16 protein-coding genes are annotated in these 17,802 nt (G+C 70.7%); 4 read left to right on the forward strand and 12 right to left on the reverse strand.

Annotated features, from left to right (window positions below):
* Positions 1-19 precede the first annotated feature (19 nt).
* Together AC16DP_RS41510 and serA are read left to right on the forward strand one after the other, a co-directional pair.
* The gene (locus AC16DP_RS41510; protein ID WP_329727271.1) at positions 20-1,696 is read left to right on the forward strand and encodes a trypsin-like serine peptidase; all 1,677 of its coding nucleotides are present in this window, start codon (positions 20-22) and stop codon (positions 1,694-1,696) included.
* A gap of 107 nt (positions 1,697-1,803) precedes the next feature.
* Positions 1,804-3,054, forward strand: a complete 1,251-nt coding sequence (gene serA, locus AC16DP_RS41515; RefSeq protein ID WP_329727270.1) for a phosphoglycerate dehydrogenase — start codon at positions 1,804-1,806, stop codon at positions 3,052-3,054.
* Here serA and AC16DP_RS41520 read toward each other — a convergent pair.
* A complete protein-coding gene (locus tag AC16DP_RS41520) occupies positions 3,051-3,635 on the reverse strand; it encodes a Uma2 family endonuclease (protein WP_329727269.1) in 585 nt (194 codons plus the stop codon). The two genes, serA and AC16DP_RS41520, sit on opposite strands and share 4 nt — an antisense overlap.
* Positions 3,636-3,899: 264 nt before the next feature.
* The gene (locus AC16DP_RS41525) at positions 3,900-5,300 is read right to left on the reverse strand and encodes an FAD-binding oxidoreductase (RefSeq protein ID WP_329727268.1); all 1,401 of its coding nucleotides are present in this window, start codon (positions 5,298-5,300) and stop codon (positions 3,900-3,902) included.
* Positions 5,301-5,421: 121 nt separating this feature from the next.
* On the opposite strand from AC16DP_RS41525, the gene AC16DP_RS41530 reads away from it, so the two are divergent.
* The gene (locus AC16DP_RS41530; RefSeq protein WP_329727267.1) at positions 5,422-6,315 is read left to right on the forward strand and encodes a hypothetical protein; all 894 of its coding nucleotides are present in this window, start codon (positions 5,422-5,424) and stop codon (positions 6,313-6,315) included.
* Positions 6,316-6,433: 118 nt separating this feature from the next.
* Positions 6,434-7,207 carry a hypothetical protein gene (locus AC16DP_RS41535; RefSeq protein ID WP_329727266.1) on the forward strand — a complete coding sequence of 258 codons (774 nt, stop codon included), beginning with the start codon at positions 6,434-6,436 and terminating at the stop codon, positions 7,205-7,207.
* Positions 7,208-7,210: 3 nt separating this feature from the next.
* On the opposite strand, the gene AC16DP_RS41540 is transcribed toward AC16DP_RS41535, so the two are convergent.
* The 10 genes from AC16DP_RS41540 to AC16DP_RS41585 all read right to left on the reverse strand — a co-directional run bounded on the left by AC16DP_RS41540 (position 7,211) and on the right by AC16DP_RS41585 (position 17,801).
* Complete coding sequence (locus AC16DP_RS41540; protein WP_329727265.1) at positions 7,211-7,696, reverse strand: hypothetical protein; 486 nt, start codon at positions 7,694-7,696, stop codon at positions 7,211-7,213.
* Positions 7,697-7,708: 12 nt separating this feature from the next.
* The gene (locus AC16DP_RS41545) at positions 7,709-8,770 is read right to left on the reverse strand and encodes a COG1470 family protein (RefSeq protein WP_329727264.1); all 1,062 of its coding nucleotides are present in this window, start codon (positions 8,768-8,770) and stop codon (positions 7,709-7,711) included.
* Positions 8,770-9,285, reverse strand: a complete 516-nt coding sequence (locus AC16DP_RS41550) for a phage tail protein (RefSeq protein WP_329727263.1) — start codon at positions 9,283-9,285, stop codon at positions 8,770-8,772. The genes AC16DP_RS41545 and AC16DP_RS41550 overlap by 1 nt, the downstream gene beginning before the upstream one ends.
* Positions 9,272-11,863 carry a putative baseplate assembly protein gene (locus AC16DP_RS41555; protein WP_329727262.1) on the reverse strand — a complete coding sequence of 864 codons (2,592 nt, stop codon included), beginning with the start codon at positions 11,861-11,863 and terminating at the stop codon, positions 9,272-9,274. The genes AC16DP_RS41550 and AC16DP_RS41555 overlap by 14 nt, the downstream gene beginning before the upstream one ends.
* The gene (locus tag AC16DP_RS41560) at positions 11,863-12,297 is read right to left on the reverse strand and encodes a GPW/gp25 family protein (RefSeq protein ID WP_329727261.1); all 435 of its coding nucleotides are present in this window, start codon (positions 12,295-12,297) and stop codon (positions 11,863-11,865) included. Before AC16DP_RS41560 ends, AC16DP_RS41555 begins: the two co-directional genes overlap by 1 nt.
* On the reverse strand, positions 12,294-12,632 hold the full coding sequence (locus AC16DP_RS41565) for a hypothetical protein (protein ID WP_329727260.1): 339 nt from the start codon (positions 12,630-12,632) through the stop codon (positions 12,294-12,296). Before AC16DP_RS41565 ends, AC16DP_RS41560 begins: the two co-directional genes overlap by 4 nt.
* The gene (locus tag AC16DP_RS41570; RefSeq protein WP_329727259.1) at positions 12,633-14,153 is read right to left on the reverse strand and encodes a phage baseplate assembly protein V; all 1,521 of its coding nucleotides are present in this window, start codon (positions 14,151-14,153) and stop codon (positions 12,633-12,635) included. It lies immediately after the preceding gene.
* Positions 14,150-14,911: a CIS tube protein gene (locus tag AC16DP_RS41575; RefSeq protein WP_329727258.1), complete on the reverse strand. Its 762-nt coding sequence runs from the start codon at positions 14,909-14,911 to the stop codon at positions 14,150-14,152. The genes AC16DP_RS41570 and AC16DP_RS41575 overlap by 4 nt, the downstream gene beginning before the upstream one ends.
* 1,191 nt (positions 14,912-16,102) lie before the next feature.
* Positions 16,103-16,591, reverse strand: a complete 489-nt coding sequence (locus AC16DP_RS41580) for a phage tail protein (protein ID WP_329727257.1) — start codon at positions 16,589-16,591, stop codon at positions 16,103-16,105.
* Positions 16,584-17,801 (reverse strand): phage tail sheath family protein, encoded by a 1,218-nt coding sequence (locus tag AC16DP_RS41585; protein WP_329727256.1) that lies wholly within the window; start codon positions 17,799-17,801, stop codon positions 16,584-16,586. The genes AC16DP_RS41580 and AC16DP_RS41585 overlap by 8 nt, the downstream gene beginning before the upstream one ends.
* Between the last annotated feature and the right edge of the window lies 1 nt (position 17,802).

Raw genomic sequence — 17,802 nt, forward strand, 5'->3', positions numbered from 1 at the left:
AAGACAGGAGCGAATCACCATGCGACATCCCCGGTACGGGCGGACGGCCCGGCCCCTCGTGGGCGCGGTGCTGTGGACCCTCACGCTCGCGGCGGGCTGCGGCCCGGCGGAGGAGCTGGACGCGGCCCAGGGCACGCAGGCCCCGGAGCTCGGCCAGAAGCAGAGCGAAGTCGTCTACGGCACGGACAACCGCCAGGACGTCTACGCGCACCCGGACGCCACGCTGCGCCTGCGCGCCCAGCAGGCCACGGTGGCGCTGATGAACCCGTCCGACTTCAACGCCACCAACCCCAACAACGTCACCTTCAACGGCTCGAACCTGGGCACCTCCTACAACCTGTGCACCACCGAGCGCTTCCGGGATGATCCGACGGCGGCCTTCTGCTCGGGCACGCTCATCGATGACGACCTGGTGCTCACCGCGGGCCACTGCGTCACCAGCGCCACGGACTGCACCAACACCCGGCTCGTCTTCAACTACTACCGCCCCGCGGCGGGCACGCTGCAGCCGGTCACCACGGCGGACATCTTCAGCTGCGTCTCCATCGTCGCGCGCCAGCAGGCCACGGTGAACGGGCAGAACCTGGACTTCGCCGTGCTGCGGCTGGACCGCTCGGCGGCGCCGCGCTTCACCCCGGCGCCGGTGCGCACGGGCAACACCGCGCTGGCGGTGGGGCAGAACGTGGCCGTCATCGGCAGCGGCAGCGGCATCCCCTTCAAGATCGACTCGGGCGGCTCGGTGCGTGACACGCGCTCGGGCACGCTGGACTACTTCATCGCCACCACGGACACCTTCGGTGGCAACTCGGGCTCGGGCGTGTACGAGACGAACGGCTACACGGTGGCGGGCATCCTCGTGCGTGGCGAGACGGACTACGTCACCAGCGGCAGCTGCCGCGTGGTGAACGTGTGCACCGAGACGGGCTGCCGCGGCGAGGACGTCACCTACGTCTTCCCGGCCATCCGCGCCGCCTGCACCGCGATGAACAACAGCAGCGCGCGGCTGTGCACGGGCCTGCCGCCGCCTCCTCCGCCGCCGGCCAACTCGTACGCGTACACCGCGACCAACACCAACAGCGCCCAGCAGAACACGGTGGACAAGACGCTCACGTTCGCCGCGGGCGACGTGGTGGAGGTGGGCACCTGCGGCGTGGACGGCGCCACGGTGGACGGGGACTCCTTCCTGCGCCTCAACGGCGCCGCGGGCGAGGTGGCCTCCAACGATGACTCGTGCGGCGGCCGTGGCTCCTACATCAAGTACACCGTGCCGGCGGCCGGCTCCTTCACCATCCGCGGTGGCTGCTACTCCAGCGGCAGCTGCGGCGGCACCGTGGTGTGGAAGGTGACGCCGGGCACCCCGGGCGGTGGCACCAGCGGCTCGTTCAACTTCAGCGCCAGCAACACCAACAGCGCCCAGCAGAACACCGTCAACCAGAGCGTCACGGCGGCGGCCGGCCAGGTCATCCGGCTGGGCACCTGCACGGTGGCCGGTGGTTCCGGTACGGGTGACACCTACCTGCGGCTGTACGGCCCCTCGGGCACGCAGGTGGCCTTCAACGACGACGGCAGCGGCTGCGGCACCCTGTCGTACCTCACGTACACCGTCCCCGCGGGTGCGGGCGGCTCGTATCAGATCCGCGCCGGCTGCTACTCCAGCAACAGCTGCAGCGGAACGGTGGCCTACACCCTCCAGTAGCTCACACCGGGAGGTACCGGGCCGCTCGTCCTCGTGGCGGGCGGCCCCGGTGTGGGCGTAGCAGACGCTTGACAGCCCGGGGGGCGGGATCTAACGCGGTGCTTCATATGAGCACGCCCAAGTTCCCGTCGCCCTCCACCCCGGTGTCCATCGAAGGCCCCCTGAAGGTCCTGCTGCTGGAGAACATCCACGCGTCCGCCGAGGAGATGCTCGCGGCGGAGGGCTTCTCCGTGGAGCGGCTCAAGGGAGCGCTCAAGCCCGAGGAGTTGGAGGAGCGGATTCAGGGCGTGCACCTGCTGGGCATCCGCAGCAAGACGAACGTGTGGGAGCCGGCGCTGGCCAAGGCACCCAACCTGCTGGCGGTGGGAGCCTTCTGCATCGGCACCAACCAGGTGGACCTGAAGGCGGCCAACATCCACGGCGTGCCCGTCTTCAACGCGCCCTTCAGCAACACGCGCAGCGTGGCGGAGCTGGTCATCGCGGAGATCGTCATGCTCACGCGCCAGCTGGGAGACCGCAACCGCGAGGTGCACCTGGGCCAGTGGCGCAAGGTGGCCACGGGCAGCCACGAGGTGCGCGGCAAGACGCTGGGCATCGTCGGCTACGGGCACATCGGCACCCAGGTGGGCGTGCTGGCCGAGTCCATGGGCATGCGCGTCATCTTCTACGACGTCATGACGAAGCTGCCGCTGGGCAACTCGCGGCCCACGGCCAACCTGGGCGAGCTGCTGGAGAGCTCGGACTTCGTGACGCTGCACGTGCCGGCCCTGCCGTCCACCGAGTGGATGATTGGCCCCAACGAGCTGGCGCGGATGCGCAAGGGCAGCTGCCTCATCAACGCGAGCCGGGGCACGGTGGTGGATATTCCCGCGCTGGCGAACGCGCTGCGCTCGGGCCACCTGGGAGGGGCGGCGGTGGACGTCTACCCGACGGAGCCGGAGACGAACAGCGACGGCTTCGTCACCGAGCTGCAGGGACTGCCCAACGTCATCCTCACCCCGCACATCGGCGGCTCCACGGAGGAGGCGCAGGCGGCGATTGGCAAGGAGGTGGCCACGTCGCTGATCAAGTTCGTGAGGAGCGGGGCCACGACGGGGGCGGTGAACTTCCCGCAGGTGGAGACGCCGCTGATCGCCAACACGCACCGCATCCTCAACGTGCACCGCAACACGCCGGGCGTGCTCCGCGACATCAACCGGATCGTCTCGGACCTCAACGCCAACATCCACGCGCAGGTGCTGAGCACGGACGCGAACATCGGCTACCTGGTGATGGACCTGGACCAGGACGTGGCCGACCCGGTGTGCCACGCCATCGCGGGCCTGCAGACGGACATCAAGACGCGCATCGTGTCCTAACCGGGCTCGGGCGACTCGGAGAACCAGAGGGCCTCGAGCTCCAGCTCGAGGGCCTCGAAAGGCTCGGCGCGGACGCGGGCGTTGCCGCTCCAGGAGCCCCGCTCCAACCAGCGGCCCTCGTGGCGCTGGAGGACCTCCAGGATGCGGAGCACCGGATCCACGAGCCAGACGAACTCCACCCCCTGCCGGGCGTAGAGGCGCTTCTTCACGGTCCGGTCGATGCGGGCCGTCGACGGGGAGAGCACCTCGCAGACCCAGTCCGGAGCGAGGGTGAAGTGGGCCACGTCGGAGCGCACGGGCATGCGCGAGCGCTTCCAACCCACCAGGTCCGGCACCAGCACGTTCTTGCCGAAGTGCAGCTCCGGCTCGTTGAAGAACCACCAGCCGCCCGGACCGCCCTTGCCTCGCTGGAAGGGACCGCCCAGTTCCATGGCGAGCGCGAAGCTGGCGGCCGAGTGAGGGCTCGCGGGCCGGGGTGAGGCGATGAACTCTCCTTCGAGGAGCTCCCCCACCACGTGTGCGGGAAGGGCGATGAGCTCCTCGTAGGTCGCCTCACGATGAGGGGGCTTTTCCTCCGCCATCCCAGCGCGTCCTCTCCAGTCCGTCGATCCAGTCCAATCCGTCGTTCCAGGACTCAGCATCTTCCCTCCGCGTCCGCGATGCCAGTCCCCGGGAGCCGTGATTCTCGGCAATGCGGGGCCGTGGACATGCATGGCGGCCTGCCCTCCCGGTATCCGGGCAGCAGGCACGTCGTCTCACGAGGAGATTACTTCCGAAGTCATCCGGAAGCAACCTACGTGAAACGTCACGTGACGGGTCCTGGCGTCGGGAAGAGGAAGGGGCCACTACACGTCGAGGATCTTCCCCGGGTTGAGGATGTTGTTCGGGTCCAGGGCGCGCTTGAGCGTGCGCAGCATCTCGAGCTCGGCGGGAGAGCGCGAGAAGGACAGGTAGTCCTTCTTGAGCAGGCCGATGCCGTGCTCGGCCGAGATGCTGCCGCCGTGCTTGCGCACCAGCTCGAACATCGTGGGGTCGGCCTTCTTCGTGTGCGCGAGGAACTCGGCCTTCTCCATGCCCTCGGGCTTCATGATGTTGATGTGGAGGTTGCCGTCCCCGATGTGGCCGAACAGGGCGATCTCCCACCCCGGGTAGCGCTCGCCGAAGACGGCGTCCATCTCCGAGCAGAAGGCCTCCAGGTTCGCCACCGGCAGCGACACGTCGTTCTTGTGCGGCAACCCCGTGGCGGACAGGCTCTCGCTGATGCTCTCGCGCAGGGCCCACAGCTCGCTGGCCTGCGAGGGACTCTGCGCCATGGTGCCGTCCGTCACCAGCCCCTTCTCGAAGAGCGAGCCCAACCAGCCCTCCACCTCGGCGGCGTCCTTGCCCTCGGCCTCCATCAGCACGTAGCACCCGCTCGGGGCCTCGAAGGGCGAGCGCAGCTTGCGGTGGCGCTGCACCCGCGCCAGGCACTTGTCGGTGAAGAACTCGTAGGCGCTCAGCAGCAGCGGAGCACGGCGGGCCTCGCGGAACAGCCGCAGCACGGCGGCCACGTCCGGCACGGCGAAGAGGAACACGTCCTGCTTGCCCGGCAGCGGCGTCAGCTTGAGCGTGGCCTCGGTGATGATGCCCAGCGTGCCCTCGCTGCCGATGAAGAGCTGCCGCAGATCCGCGCCGGTGTTGTTCTTCTCCAGCGCGCCGTTGAGCTCCAGCACCTGCCCCTGCGCCGTCACCACCTGCAGGCCCAGCACCCACTGGCGCGTGAGGCCGTAGCGGATGACCTTCACCCCGCCCGCGTTGGTGGCGATGTTGCCGCCCACCTGGCTCGAGCCCTTGGAGGCGAAGTCCACCGGCCACGTGAGGCCGTGCTCGGCGCAGTGCTGGTGCACGGCCTCGGTGACGGCCCCGGCCTGCACGCGCACCGTGTTGCCGAGCAGCTCCACCGGCTCCATCCGGTTCATCCGCTGGAGGGACAGCACCAGCTCGCCCCGAGCGGCCACCGCTCCGGCCGCCAGGCCCGTGCGCCCGCCCGAGGGCACCACCGGCACCCGGTACTGGTTGCACAGCGCCAGCAGCCGCGCCACCTCGTCCGTGGTGCGCGGGAAGGCCACCGCGCTGGGAGCGGGGGTATGCACGCGCGTCCAGTCGCGCCCGTACTCCTGGAGCTCGCCAGGCTCGCGGGTCAGGAAGTCCGCGGGGAAACCATCGGCAACAGCACGGAGGAACGCCTCGGGAAGCACGTCGGCCATGAAGGGAGCACTAGTGCAGGGGCCCGCCCATGGCAAGCCGGCGAGCGGGACACGAAGCGCTTTCCAGCCTCGTCCCGGTGCGGCTCGACATCCAGGCTCCCTTTGTCCTTTTCTTGGCTCCATGACCATTTCGCGCCCCTCCCTCCTCCTGCTGTGCTCCAGCCTCGCCGCTGGCTGCGTCGACAGTGGCCGCTCCTTCGAGCTCACCCTCACGCGCCCCGACGGCACGAAGTCCACCCACTCCCTGTCGGATGACTCGGGCTTCAGCTACGACGGCTCGCAGCGCGCGCTCGCGAGCTGGCCGGACATCGCCGAGTGGAACACCCGCGTCCCCGTCGGCGCGTCGATGTACCTCGTCCCCCTGCAGGCGGGCAGGTACACGACGTCGGGGAACCTCCACCTCGGAGACGGCACGGTCGCCACGGCGAAGCCGCTGAGCTGGACGGTGAAGGTGGACCGGGTGAAGTGGCAGAACAACGGCTCCTACCCCTTCCGCTGGGAGGGCAGCGCCGAGGGCACGTCGCCCGAGGGCCACCGCGTCGAGGGGCGCTTCTCCGCCTCCACCGACGACTGCGCGGACAAGGTCCGCTCCAACAACTCGTCCTTCATCTGCGGATTCCCCTTCCCCAGTGACAAGTACACCGAGCAGACCTGGAGCATCGCCAACTGGCAGACGGAGGGTGACTGCCCGGCGGGCCTGCTCGCGCGCTACGGCGGCGGAAAGAACCTCGTCCTCGACTCGAGGCAGGCGAAGGCCGGCGGAGAGCGCTCGCTCCAGTGTGTCGTCACCTACGCCAACGCGTACCGCGTCATCTGCGGCGCGAACGAGGAGAACCTCGAGCTCGACGGCTGCAAGTGGGGAGTCACCGCGCTGGCGTACCCTGGCGCCGTCCCCACCAACCTGCCGGCCATGTACATCGTCGCCGGGACGACGGACGACTCGTGCCCGCAGCGGTTCTGCACGCTCACCGCCTCCGGGTTCACCCACGTCTCCGGCGCGCAAACCGGCCAATAGGCGGAGCGCGCGTTCGTCTTCAGAACAGGTCTCCCTCCACCTCCGGCCCGCGCGCTCCCCCATGCTTATCCTCCCGCGCGGCTCGGGGCGGCAGGCGTGAGCCGGGGGGAGTCCACACATGGAGCTGCGCAAGCCACTGTTCATCGCGGCACTGGTGTTGCTCGGCCTTTGTGTGCTCGTCGAAGTAGGTGCATCCATCCTCCTGCCCCGCCCCGTCGCCAGCCGCGCGGACATCGAAGCCAACCTGCGCGGCGAGGGCGCTCAGGATGATGTCAGTGTCGACGAGGTGCTCGCCATGCAACGCGAGAACCCCCCGACTCCCGGGCTCGGCATTCCCTACCTCGCGCTCGTCGACGGGCTCCTGCTGCTCACCCTCGGACTCATGGGCGCCAGCCTGCTCATCCCCGAGCGCGTCCAGGGTCAGGTGCAGGGCGTGGTATCGCTCGTGGGCGCCATCGTCGCCCTGCTGGCCGGTATCGCCATGCTGGTGGGCGCCATCGGCCTGCTGCTGCTCATGGTGTCCCTGTTCACCGCGGTGCCCTTCGGCACCATCGCCTACCTGGCCATCTGGGGCTTCTTCAACCGCGGTGGCGCCTCCGCCACGCTCGGCCTGCTCATGGCCTTCAAGGTGGCCGCCGGTGTCTGCCTCGTGCTCGCCCAGCCCCGATTCCTCCAGAACAAGGGGCTGGTGCTGCTCTTCCTCACCTCCCTGGTGGCTGGCGCCCTGCTCAGCATCCTGCACGGCTGGGTGCCCATCATCCTCGTGAGCATCACCGACGCCGTGGGCGCCATCATCGTCTCCATCCTCGGCCTCATCTGGGCCGTGGTGCTCTTCATCGGCGCGCTCGTCTCCATCCTCCGGGTGCTCAAGCTCAAGCGCACCGCGGCCTGAGCTTCAGCGCAGCTTCACCAGGCATTCGGCGCCGTTCCCCACTCCCCGGGTGCACGTCAGCGACAGCAGGGCCCCCTCCTCCGGCACATCCAGCCCCCGGCGCTCGCCCAGGCCATCGATGGTGGCCGGGACCGCGGGCCCGCCCTTCGGCTCGAGCCGCACGTCCACCAGACTCCCCGACAGCGGCTCCACGTTCACCGTGCGCACCCGCACTCCCGACTTCGCGATGTCCACCCGGCACGCCCCTCCCCGCGCCACCCGTACCGTGCCCTCGGACAGCACGCAGCCCGTGGTCTTCAGGTCCTCCTCCGCCACCGGCCTCGGTTTGACGAAGCGCTCGCGCCACTGCTCGCGCTCCTCCTTCGATACCGGGTTGGTGCTCCTGGAGGAACGATCCTGCGCGCCCAGGCCCAGGCCCAGCACGTACATCATGACGCAGGCGAACACCGCCAGGATGAGCAGGACGGTGGAGGGCTTGGGCTGGTCCATGGCGCAAGCTCCTCAGGGAGTGGGAACCGTGCGCCGCGGCTCTATCTGGAGCTCATCGAGGAGGCGATGGTCCCGGATGATGGCCGGCCTCACGCACTGGCCATCGACGCAGATCGTCCCGAGCGGGCACCTGGGGCACAGCACGACCCCCCGATTGCACGTCCCATTGCAGGCCCCGGAGACACACTGGGAGGGATGGGTGCACTTCTCCCCCAGGGGGATGAGGCAGAAGCCCTGGAAACATGTCAGGGGAGAGCGGCAGTCGTCGTTGCTGTCGCACGTGTCTCCCAGGGTCACCTGTTCCTTGCACGTGCCCGCTTCGCAGCGCCCCGTGACGCATTGCTCGGGCTTGTCGCAGCCACTGAACCCCGCGAGTCCCCGGCACGCCGCCTCGTGACACGCCAGGGGCTCCGCGCAGTCATCCGCGCTGTTGCACGTCCCCAACAGGGCCACGCGCTCCTCGCAGGTGTCTCCCTCGCAGCGGCCCGTGGCGCACTGCCCACCATTCGCGCATCCCTTGAAGCCCGCCGTGCCGACGCACACGTTGCCCGTGCCACACGTGAGGTCCTTTCCACAGCGCGGCTCCTTCTTCGCGCAGGCCGCTCCGAGCCCGGCTCCCTCGTCCCCGCCTCGCGAGGAGAGGATGGCCACCACCACACCCACGATGAGCAGCACCCCGGCGGCGAGCGCCACCAACCACCAGGGAAAGGGCTTCTTCACCGGCGCCGCCGCTTCCCGCACGGTGAATGCCACCGAGGGCCCCCGGTCATAGTGCTCGTCCGGGTTGGAGATGCTCGCCACATCCAGGGCGAAGCCGTACGAGCCCGGGGGCGTGCCCGGGGGAACGGAGAACCTCACCGGAATGACCGCCGTCCCATCCGGCGGCAGGGTCCGCTCCATGCCAGCCGGGAACTGCATCCACTCGGCCCGGGTGTTGCCATCCGGCACCACCGTGGCCCGGGCGGTCACCCCCACGCCCAGCTTGTTGGAGACGGTGAAGGACACCTCGCCCTGGCCCGAGGCGTCCAGTTGCACGCTGCTCGTGGTGGCGGTGATGTCGAAGGCGCGCGGCATCAGCTCGCTCCTGGTGTGGGCTGCCCGAAGTGCAGCTCGTAGGTGACGTAGGCGGGCTTCTCCCGCTCGATGATGGCCTCCACCATGGGCCGGTGCGCGGCCAGCTCGGCCGGGGCGCTCACGCGCAGGTGGAAGGGCCGGGGACGCCCGTGGAGGCCGGGCACCTGCTCCTCGATGACGAAGTCCTCGCGGCCCGTGGCCGTGCGCAGGAAGAGCAGCAGCCCCCGCGCCGTGCCCCGCCAGCGAGACAGCTCCACCGCCGCCGACACCAGCTCGCGCATCCGTCCCAGGCCCGTGGTGACGGGCACGCCCAGGTCCACCCAGTGCGCCAGGAAGGGCACGAAGCGCTCTGGTGCTCGCAGCGGGTGGAAGAGCGCGGGCAGCTCGGCCAGCAGGGCCTCGGAGGGCGCGTGCAGCGCCTCCATCACGTCCATCAGCGCCACCAGCGGGCCGTTCTCGTGCAGGGTCCGCTGGAAGACGCCGGGCAGCAGCCGGGTGATTTCATTCCGCTTCATCGACCGTCACCACCTCGAGCTCATGCGGGCCCGACACCAGCAGCCAGGAGGGCGGCAGCGTCACCTTCTCCGTGAACTCCTGCGTCGAGCAGTTGCCGTACTGCCCTCCCGGCTCGCGCTGGCGATGAACACCGGCCGGGCCGCCCGCGAGCAGCAGTCCGCCCCCAGGCGCCGCCGCCAGGGCGAACACCGGTTGGAAGAGGCGCTCGCGCTCGCGCAGGGGCAGGCCGCTGTCTACCCCGGGGCGGCTCCACGAGGCCTCGCGCCGGCTCGCGTCCATCCACAGCACGCCCGCACGGTGCGTGGCCGCATAGGCCCTCGCCCCGTCGAAGGCGAGCGCGAGACAGCTTCCTCCATCCCAGTTCTTGTCCAGGGGGCGCCACCCATCCGGCGGGTCCGCCGAGCCGAGCAGCTCCCAGCTCAAGCACCCCTTGCCCGGGTCCGCGCCACTCGCCGCCGCCAGTCCCGCCCAGAGGAAGGAGCGAGGTCCATCGCGCTGCACCTCCAGCACGCGCACGTCCTGGTTGCGCAGGCCGATGTGCCGGAAGCTGTTGCCGCGCCCGCCGCTGCTGGAGAGGTACACGCCGCGCAGGCTCATCCCCGACACCGCGACGCTCACCCCGCCGCGCGCGTCCGTGGAGGCGGCCACGGAGAGGAAGCCCAGGTCGTGGTCCGACGGGTCCACCAGCACCTGCAGCGGGGTGGCGCCCTCCTCCACCGCCAGCTCGAAGAGGCCCACGCGCGTGGCCATCAGCAGCACGGGCACGCCGTCGCGCACCATCCACGCCAGGTCCTCCACATGGTCCAGCGTGTGCGTGGTGCGCTCCCACGTCTCGCCACTGTCCAGCGAGAGGTGGAGCCGGGAGCGCTGGGGCTCGTCCGCCAGCCGCGCGGCCACGGCCACCAGTCCGGCGCGCTGCGGGTGGGCCTCCACCACCTCCACCTGCTCTCCGGGGAAGCGGCCCACGCGCTCCCAGCCATCCGCGTCGGACACGGTCCGGAAGAGCGCGTCCCCTCCGCCCGCGTAGTAGGTGCGCGGCTGGAAGGCGTCCTCGCAGAGCGTGCGCACGTCCTTCGGCACCTCGTCCACCAGCAGGCGCACCTGGTCCACGTAACTGACCCCGGGCTCGGCGAGCAGGGTGTCGTAGACGTGCGAGACGCGCAGCGACTGGCCGAAGCGCCAGCCTCCCGGTTGCAGCTTCGTGGGCAGCGGGTTGAGCGCCTGGTGCAGCCGCTCCAGCGAGCGCCGCTTCAACGCGGCCGCGTCCTCCGCCCCGTGCACCACCACGCGCGCCCGCACGCGCACCGTCTTGTAGCGCGCCCAGCCCACCTGGCACGTGGTGCCCAGCGGCCTCCGCTCGTTCAGCGCCGTCTCGATGCGGGCGCGTGCCTCCTCCGTCTCGTGCTGGCGCAGCGATTCCTGGGTGACGCCCTCGCCCGAGGGCCCCTGCACGTTGGGCGGCAGGTAGGGCACCAGCAGCACCTCCACCGAGCCCGGCAGCGCGTGCGCCCACAACTGGGCCTGGGTGAAGGCCTTGGCGCGGGCCACCGCTCCCGAGCTGCGCAGCGCCAGCCGCTCGTAGTCCTGGGCGGTGATGGCGCGCCCCAGCGAGTGCAACTCCTGAGGGCCCCGGACGAGCGCGTTCTCCAGCGTCTCCGCCGCGCGGCCTCCCACGGCCGGCGAGGGGTTGGTCACCTTCACCCCGGGCAGCGCCGTCTTGAGGGTGTCCAGGGCTCCCGCGGCCACGTTGCCCGTGAGCCCTCCGCCGCGCAGGTACCAGAGCATGATGGCCCGCCCCGCCTTCGGCACGGCCGCCAGGGCTCGCGGCTCGGTGGACAGCGCGCCGTCCTCTCCCGTCATCCGGGCCGAGGGCGCGAAGGTGAGGGTGCCCGTCATCCGGTCCACCACGTAGGCGGGCTCGTCCGGCGGCAGGTTGGCGAAGCTCTCCACCTCGCGCCAGATGCGGAACGTCTTGTCCCCCAGCTTGCGCGCCGGCACGCGCCCGTCCAGCTCGCCCGGCAGCGCCTCCACGCCCACCATCAAATCCCGTCCATCTCCCGTGGGCGCCACGATGGGCGGGCGGCGCGCCGTCACGGACAGGCCCGGCATCCCCGTGCCCACTCCCGCCAGCTCCGCCTCCACCTGCTCGCCATGGTGGGCGAGCACCTCCACCTCCGTGCCTCCCACCGGAATGCGCACGGGCTCGGCGGTGAGGAAGATGACGGGCTCGGCACCGGCCTCGGCCCGTGAGGTGGTGACGCCCGTGCTCCGGGGAATCTCCACCATGCTCGTGGCCGGACGCGCGAGGCTGAAGCGCAACCGCACCGTGGCGGCGCTCGGGGGCTGCAGCCGCACGCCGAGCAGGCGGAGGAACTCGACGTAGGCCTTCTCCGGCAGCCGGTTGAGCCGGTAGAGCATCGTCTCCGTCAGGTGGGCGAACACTTCCAGCAGCACCATGCCCGGGTCATGCGGGCTCAGGTCGGTCCACTCGGGGCTCGTCCGCGCGATGCGGTTGCGCGCCTCCTCGAGGAGTTGCTGGAAGCCGCGGTCATCCAGGTTGGGCGAAGGCAGCGGCATCAGGCGGGCCCTCCCGCGAGGTCGAGGCCGAAACGCAACCGCTCCGTCCGCTGCGTGGTGCGCACGCGGTACTCGAGCGAGATGTCGAGCCGGAAGGGCTCCTCGGCGCTCCGGTTGGCGTCCACGTCGAGCAAGTCGATGCGAGGCTCCCAGCGCGCCAGCGCCCGGCGCACGTAGTGGATGGCGAGGCCCGCGGTGGTGTCGTCGTTGGGAGCGAAGACGAGCCGGTGCAGCTCGCAGCCGTAGTCCGGGCGCATGACGCGCTCGCCGGGCACGGTGGACAGCAGCAGGAGGATGGCCTGACGCACCGAGGCCTCCTCCTGCACCATGGCGATGCCCCCCGAGGGCGACAGGTGCAGGCCCCCGGGCCCGACGCCGACGAGGTCCAGGTCCGGGTGGAGGAAGCGCCACGCACGGTAGCGGGGAACGTTCATCGGTCCTCCGACACGAAGGGCTGACCCGGTGCGGTGCAGTGGTACTTCACCACGCCCGGCGGCGTGCCATCCGTGAGCCCGGTGACGATGTCGAGGACCACGGGCCTGCCGTCCACGCGAATCCACGAGGAATAGCCCGCCTGCACCTTCAGCGTGGTGGTGCACGGCTTGATGGTGGGCCCGATGTTGGGACAGCCCGCGATGGGCCGTCCCTCGGGGTCCGCCTGCACGAGCACCGGGCGGCCCTCGATGGTCACCCACGACTGCGAGGCGGTGAGGCCGATCCTGCCCAGGTGCGCGCACTGCATCAGTGCGTCCACGGTCACCCAACGCATTCAGTCCCTCCTCCGGAAATCGATGGTGGCGGCTTCGATCGTGATGGACTTGCCAGGAGCCTCGATCTCGAGCGCCGTCTCGGCGTGCAGGCGGACGACGTGGGGAGACAGCTGCAGGTAGCTGCCGAGCGGGTCCTCGACCCGGAGCGTCTGCGTCTCGTCGTTGAGGCGCAGCTTGAGCCCGCCCGGGGTGAGCAGGTTGAAGCGGCGCACCGCCGCGCCGGAGACACCGGTGTCCGGTGGGCCGTTCGCTCCGTAGAGGCCACCCACCACCACGCCGCGTGCCGGGTCCTCCCCCGAGAGGACGAGCAGCACGGTGTCTCCCACGTCCGGCAGCATCACCAGGCCCTTGCCCGCGCCAGCACCCGCGGAGAGCACCTGCATCCAGTCCGTCTCCACGTCGCCGCAGGTGGGCAGCGAGACACGCACCCGGCCCTTGTTGTCGGGGTCATCCACCCGGCTCACCACGCCCGGCATCACCGAGGAGGCGCGCGGCCGGGTCCGCCGGGGCGGTGGCGCGGAGGACAGCTCGGAGAGGAAGCCGTGCTGTGCATCCAGGGTGTGTGAGACGGAGGTGAGGACGTACTGGCCCGCCACCACTGGCACCACGCCGCGCACGTCCACGCGCGTGCCGGGGCGCAGCCGGGGATCTCCCTCCGCCACGCCGGTGAGCACCACCTCGCGCGCCAGCCGGTGGTCCAGCTCCGCCCGGGCCAGCGCCTCCGCGTGCGCGGTGTCCTCCGCGTTCTCGTTGACGAGCGCCCGCTCGCCACTGCCCCCCAAGCGCTCCGGGGGTACGGAGGCCTCCACCCGCCGGCCCACGCGGCCTCCAGAGGGGCTCGCCGTGTAGACCTGGCCTTGCAGGGCATTCCACCCCGCCGAGCTCACCGAGCGGCACGCCGGGTCCCCATTCACCTCCACGCACGCCTCCAGCAGCGACTCGCCCATCACCAGCGGCACGGGGTCTCCGTGGCCGTCCAGGGACAGCACGTGCAGCACGCCCTCCTCCAGCACCAGCCACAGGCCACAGCGCTCCGTCTGCTCCACCAGGAACTCGAGGTCCGACTGTCCGTGCTGGATGAGGTGGTGCGAGAGCGGCCCGGGCTCGGAGGCCTCGACGGACAGGCCCAGGTCCGACACCAGCTCGCGCGCCAGGTCCCTCGGCGTCACCTGCGCGTGCACCCGCACCGGCTGACGCTTGCGCAAGCGATGGAGCAGGTCATAGCCCCGGACGCGCACCTGCCTCGTGCCCGAGGCGCCGTGCACGTACTCCACCGCCGTCACCTCGCCCACGAAGAGCGGCTCGCGCCGGGCCGCCACCGAGAGGCGCAGCGCGGTGCCCGGAGGCAGGCCTCGCGTGGCCAGTGCCCCTCGTGGATCCGTGAAGGTGAGCTCGCACTGCGCGGGCAGGGACAGTTGCTGCTGGACGCGCACCGACTCCAGGGCGCGCAGCTCCTCGGGCGCCAGGGGCGTCCCGTCCACCTCTATGCGCAGCTCTGGCAGTCCCCGGACGGACTTCATGTCGACCCCCGGATGGCCGAGGCCGGTGGCAGGCGCAGCACCGTGCCCGTGTTCAGGTGCATCGGGTCATTGATGCCGTTGAGCGAGGCGATGAGCCTCCACAGCGATGGATCCCTGTAGCGCTCCCAGGCGATCTCATCCAACCGCTGCCCCGAGCCCGGATCCGGTCCACCGCTGAGCACGGATTGGGTGTCGAAGGCCTCGGGCGGAAGGCTCGCGGCCACCTGCTCGGCCAGTTGCTCGTTCTCGGCGCCGACGCCGCCCGGGGGGACACGCGGGGCTTCCACCTGCCGGGCGACTTCCTCCTCCACGCGCAGCAGGCGCAGCGAGAGCCAGGAGCGACGGGGTGCACCGGTGGGGGTGAAGTGCTCCAGGCGCTCGGCCACCGCGGCCACCACGCACGGCATGTTCAGCACCTTGCCCCAGACGACGCGCAGCAACGAGGGGCGGCCATAACCGTCCTCGGCATGCGCGTTCTCCGCGAGCTGCCACAGGGGCCGCGTCAGGTCCCTCACGTCCTCCGATGTCACCGAGGAGCCCGCCAGTGTCACGTCGAAGAGGAGCTCCAGGTTGAGCTCGGTGGTGCCGCCGCCGGTGAAGAGGAGCGGATCATCCATGAGCCCCGTCCCCGTGAGCGGCACGCCCAGCGCACGCCGGGGCCGCACGCCCGCCGTCCGGCGCACCACGAGCGTCTCCGGGTTGAGCAGCGCGCCCAGCCGGAGTCCCTCGGGCTCGATGAGGAAGGCCACGCGCTCCATCACTCACCTCGCTGCTCGCGCTCCAACCGGCGCAGCCGCTCCCAGTCGCGGAGCACCACCCGTGGATCGCCAGGTTCAGGGGAAGGAAGCTCCGGAGGCTCCGGCCACGGGTGGGGAGCGTCGAAGGAAGACGCCGCGACGGGAACGGGAGAGGGTTCGGTCCTGGCATGCGGCTGGGGACGCGAAGTCTCCAGAACAGAGGGCTCGGGAGTCGGAAACGGAGAAGACCGGGTCGGAGGCGGAGAGGCCGCGCCCACTGCGTGGCGTGGACCCGTCCCCCCCGGCACCCCTGTCATCACTCCGCCCATGACCCCTCTCCCCCCGGGAGAGGGACGGGGTGAGGGTATCGAAGACCCCGGGTTCCCCTCCTGTTGGACCAGACGTGTCCCGGGGAAGGACGTGGGCCGCTGATTCTTCTCCGGAGACGAAGACGTCTCGGGAAGCGGGCGGAAGGGGAGCCCTCGGGCCCGGGTGAAGCCCGCTTCTCGCGGAGGGCCCGTGCGAGGTGCCGTGGGTATGGCGCCCCCTTCACGCGGCGTCTCCCGAGCCTCCCGATGCGCCATGCCAGACACCGGAGCAACCGTCTCGCGCTCCATCGGTGGACGAGGCACGAGCCCACCCGTGCGCGGTCCGGCGCTCGACGCGGGCACGGGAGCGGAATGCCGCACGGCAGGAGCCGTGCTCACCGGAGCCTGGGGAACAGCGGGCCGCACCAGCGGGACGCTCCCGGACTTCTCACGGACAGGAAGCGAGGGCTTCGACAAAGGAACACGGGGCCGCGCATGGGGAGCAGGAATCGAAGCAACGACAGACATGGGCTCCCGCCTCGGAGGCACGACCGGAACCCGGGGCGCTGGAGGCACGGCCTCGGGCGGAATCCCGGGCGGGACCGGCTGTGCCTCTTCCAGCTCCAGTCCCTCGAGCAGATGCGGCGCTCCACGGCGCACGCGCTCCACCCAGTCCGCGGGCGGGCCTCGCCGCGTGGATTGCACCAGGTGTCTCCAGTGCTCCGGGGGTCCTCCGTCTCCGTCCGGCGGCGGGAAATCCCTCACCCCACCCCTCTCCCAGAGGGAGAGGGAGTCTTGCACGGGCACCTCCACGGGGGGCTCGTTCAGGACGGACTCCGCCCAGCCCTTCACCCACCGCGCCACCGTGCGCACCAGGGCCCTGCCCCGGCTCTTGTCCGCTCCGTCAGCCGCCACGGTTGATGGACTCGAAGACGAGCGTGACGGACTCGATGGCCACCATCTGCCCCAGCGCATCCAGCGCCGCCCCCTTCCACCCCGAGGGCCACGCATCCACCAGGTTCCAGCGGAACACCTCCGTCAATCCGTCCGGCCCCGTCATCAGAATGGACACGTTCTTGCGGCTCGGCGTGCCGTTCACCGATTCCATGAACCAGTTCCACAGCTCGCGCGAGGTCGTCAGCCCGTAGCGCAGCGTGACATCCCCATACGCCACCGGGCCAGCCAGCCGGCGCACCACCGCGCCCGCTCCGCCCTCGCGGTAGCGCAGCGCGTTCACCTGCACCTCCAGCCCGTGGCACTCGGTGAAGTGCCCCTCGTTCACCCCGTTGATGTCCAGCTTGAAGTTGTACGCGCGCATCGGGTCCACCAACGTCCCCGGCTGCGCACCCGCCTCCTGCGGGGGTGGAGTCTCCGCCTGCTTCGGATCAGCCACCGGCCACCTCCTCCGTCTGCTCCACACCGCCCGAGTGCTGGCCGATGCGGAAGATGATGAACTCCGCCGGCTTCACCGGCGCGATCCCGATGACGCACACCAACTGCCCCGCATCCACCACCTCGGGCGGGTTCGTCTCGTCGTCACACTTCACGAAGAACGCCTCCTGCTCCGTCCGGCCCACCAGCGCCCCGTCCCGCCACAGCCGCCGCAGGAAGGCGCTCACGTCCCGGACGACAGCCCGCCGCAGCGACAGATCATTCGGCTCGAACACCACCCAGCGCGTTCCCTGGCCGATCGTCTCCTCCACCATGCAGAAGAGCCGCCGCACGTTGAGGTAGCGCCACTCGGGGTCGCTCGACAGCGTCCGCGCGCCCCACACCTTGATGCCGTCCCGGGGGAAGAAGCGGATGCAGTTGACGCCGCACTGGTTGAGCACGCCCAGCTCCTCGCGCGTCAACGGCGTCGCCAGGCCCTCGGCCGCGTTCACCACCTCGTTGGCCGGGGGCTTGTGCACCCCGCGCGTCCCATCCACCCGCGCGTATATGCCCGCGATGTGCCCGGACGGCGGCGCGTTCACCAGCCGCTTCCGGTCGAACGGGTCGTACAGGGAGACCCACGGGAAGTAGTACGCACCGTACTTCGAGTCCCGGGCCCGCTCGCCCCGGGAGCGGCGTGGCCCCGGCCCGCCCTCCCCTTCCTTCCCCGCCGGTGGGGCCGAGACCGTGCCCACCTCGCACAGCCGCTCCACGGTGGCGTCCTCGGGTGCGTCCAGCACGGCCACCCGGTCCATCATCTGCTCGGCGTGGGTGAGCAGCGCGTTGTACGAGCCCGGATCCGTGTAGCCGGGCGCCGCGACGATGGCCACCTCGTCCACCTCGCGCAGCACGTCCAGGCCCTCGCGCTTGGGCCCGCTGCCCAGCAGGCTGGGACTGTCGCCGATGTTGACGACGAAGCAGCGCCGCCCGCCGTTCTCGAAGAAGCCATACACGGCCAGCGACAGCGGCGTGCTCTTCACCTCCTTGCCCTGGCAGAACTCCTTCACGAACTGGGACCAGTTGTTGATGGCCACCGGCTCGTGCAGGCGCGCGCCGGGATTGGGGGCCCTGCCCACGAAGCCCGCCGTGCTCGTCCCCGCGGCCTCCAGCGGCTTGGGCCCGGTGGACACCTCCTCGATGTAGATACCGGGTGTCAGATAGCTCGTCGCCACG

The organism is Archangium sp. (genome assembly GCF_057119385.1).

Coding starts and splice junctions, on each gene's coding strand:
- AC16DP_RS41550 (WP_329727263.1), bottom strand. CDS start 9,285: ATGAAGCGGAATGAAATCACCCGGCTGCTGCCCGGCGTCTTCCAGCGG.
- AC16DP_RS41520 (WP_329727269.1), bottom strand. CDS start 3,635: ATGGCGGAGGAAAAGCCCCCTCATCGTGAGGCGACCTACGAGGAGCTC.
- AC16DP_RS41535 (WP_329727266.1), top strand. CDS start 6,434: ATGGAGCTGCGCAAGCCACTGTTCATCGCGGCACTGGTGTTGCTCGGC.
- AC16DP_RS41545 (WP_329727264.1), bottom strand. CDS start 8,770: ATGCCGCGCGCCTTCGACATCACCGCCACCACGAGCAGCGTGCAACTG.
- AC16DP_RS41560 (WP_329727261.1), bottom strand. CDS start 12,297: ATGAACGTTCCCCGCTACCGTGCGTGGCGCTTCCTCCACCCGGACCTG.
- AC16DP_RS41525 (WP_329727268.1), bottom strand. CDS start 5,300: ATGGCCGACGTGCTTCCCGAGGCGTTCCTCCGTGCTGTTGCCGATGGT.
- AC16DP_RS41570 (WP_329727259.1), bottom strand. CDS start 14,153: ATGAAGTCCGTCCGGGGACTGCCAGAGCTGCGCATAGAGGTGGACGGG.
- AC16DP_RS41575 (WP_329727258.1), bottom strand. CDS start 14,911: ATGGAGCGCGTGGCCTTCCTCATCGAGCCCGAGGGACTCCGGCTGGGC.
- AC16DP_RS41540 (WP_329727265.1), bottom strand. CDS start 7,696: ATGGACCAGCCCAAGCCCTCCACCGTCCTGCTCATCCTGGCGGTGTTC.
- serA (WP_329727270.1), top strand. CDS start 1,804: ATGAGCACGCCCAAGTTCCCGTCGCCCTCCACCCCGGTGTCCATCGAA.
- AC16DP_RS41565 (WP_329727260.1), bottom strand. CDS start 12,632: ATGCGTTGGGTGACCGTGGACGCACTGATGCAGTGCGCGCACCTGGGC.
- AC16DP_RS41530 (WP_329727267.1), top strand. CDS start 5,422: ATGACCATTTCGCGCCCCTCCCTCCTCCTGCTGTGCTCCAGCCTCGCC.
- AC16DP_RS41555 (WP_329727262.1), bottom strand. CDS start 11,863: ATGCCGCTGCCTTCGCCCAACCTGGATGACCGCGGCTTCCAGCAACTC.
- AC16DP_RS41510 (WP_329727271.1), top strand. CDS start 20: ATGCGACATCCCCGGTACGGGCGGACGGCCCGGCCCCTCGTGGGCGCG.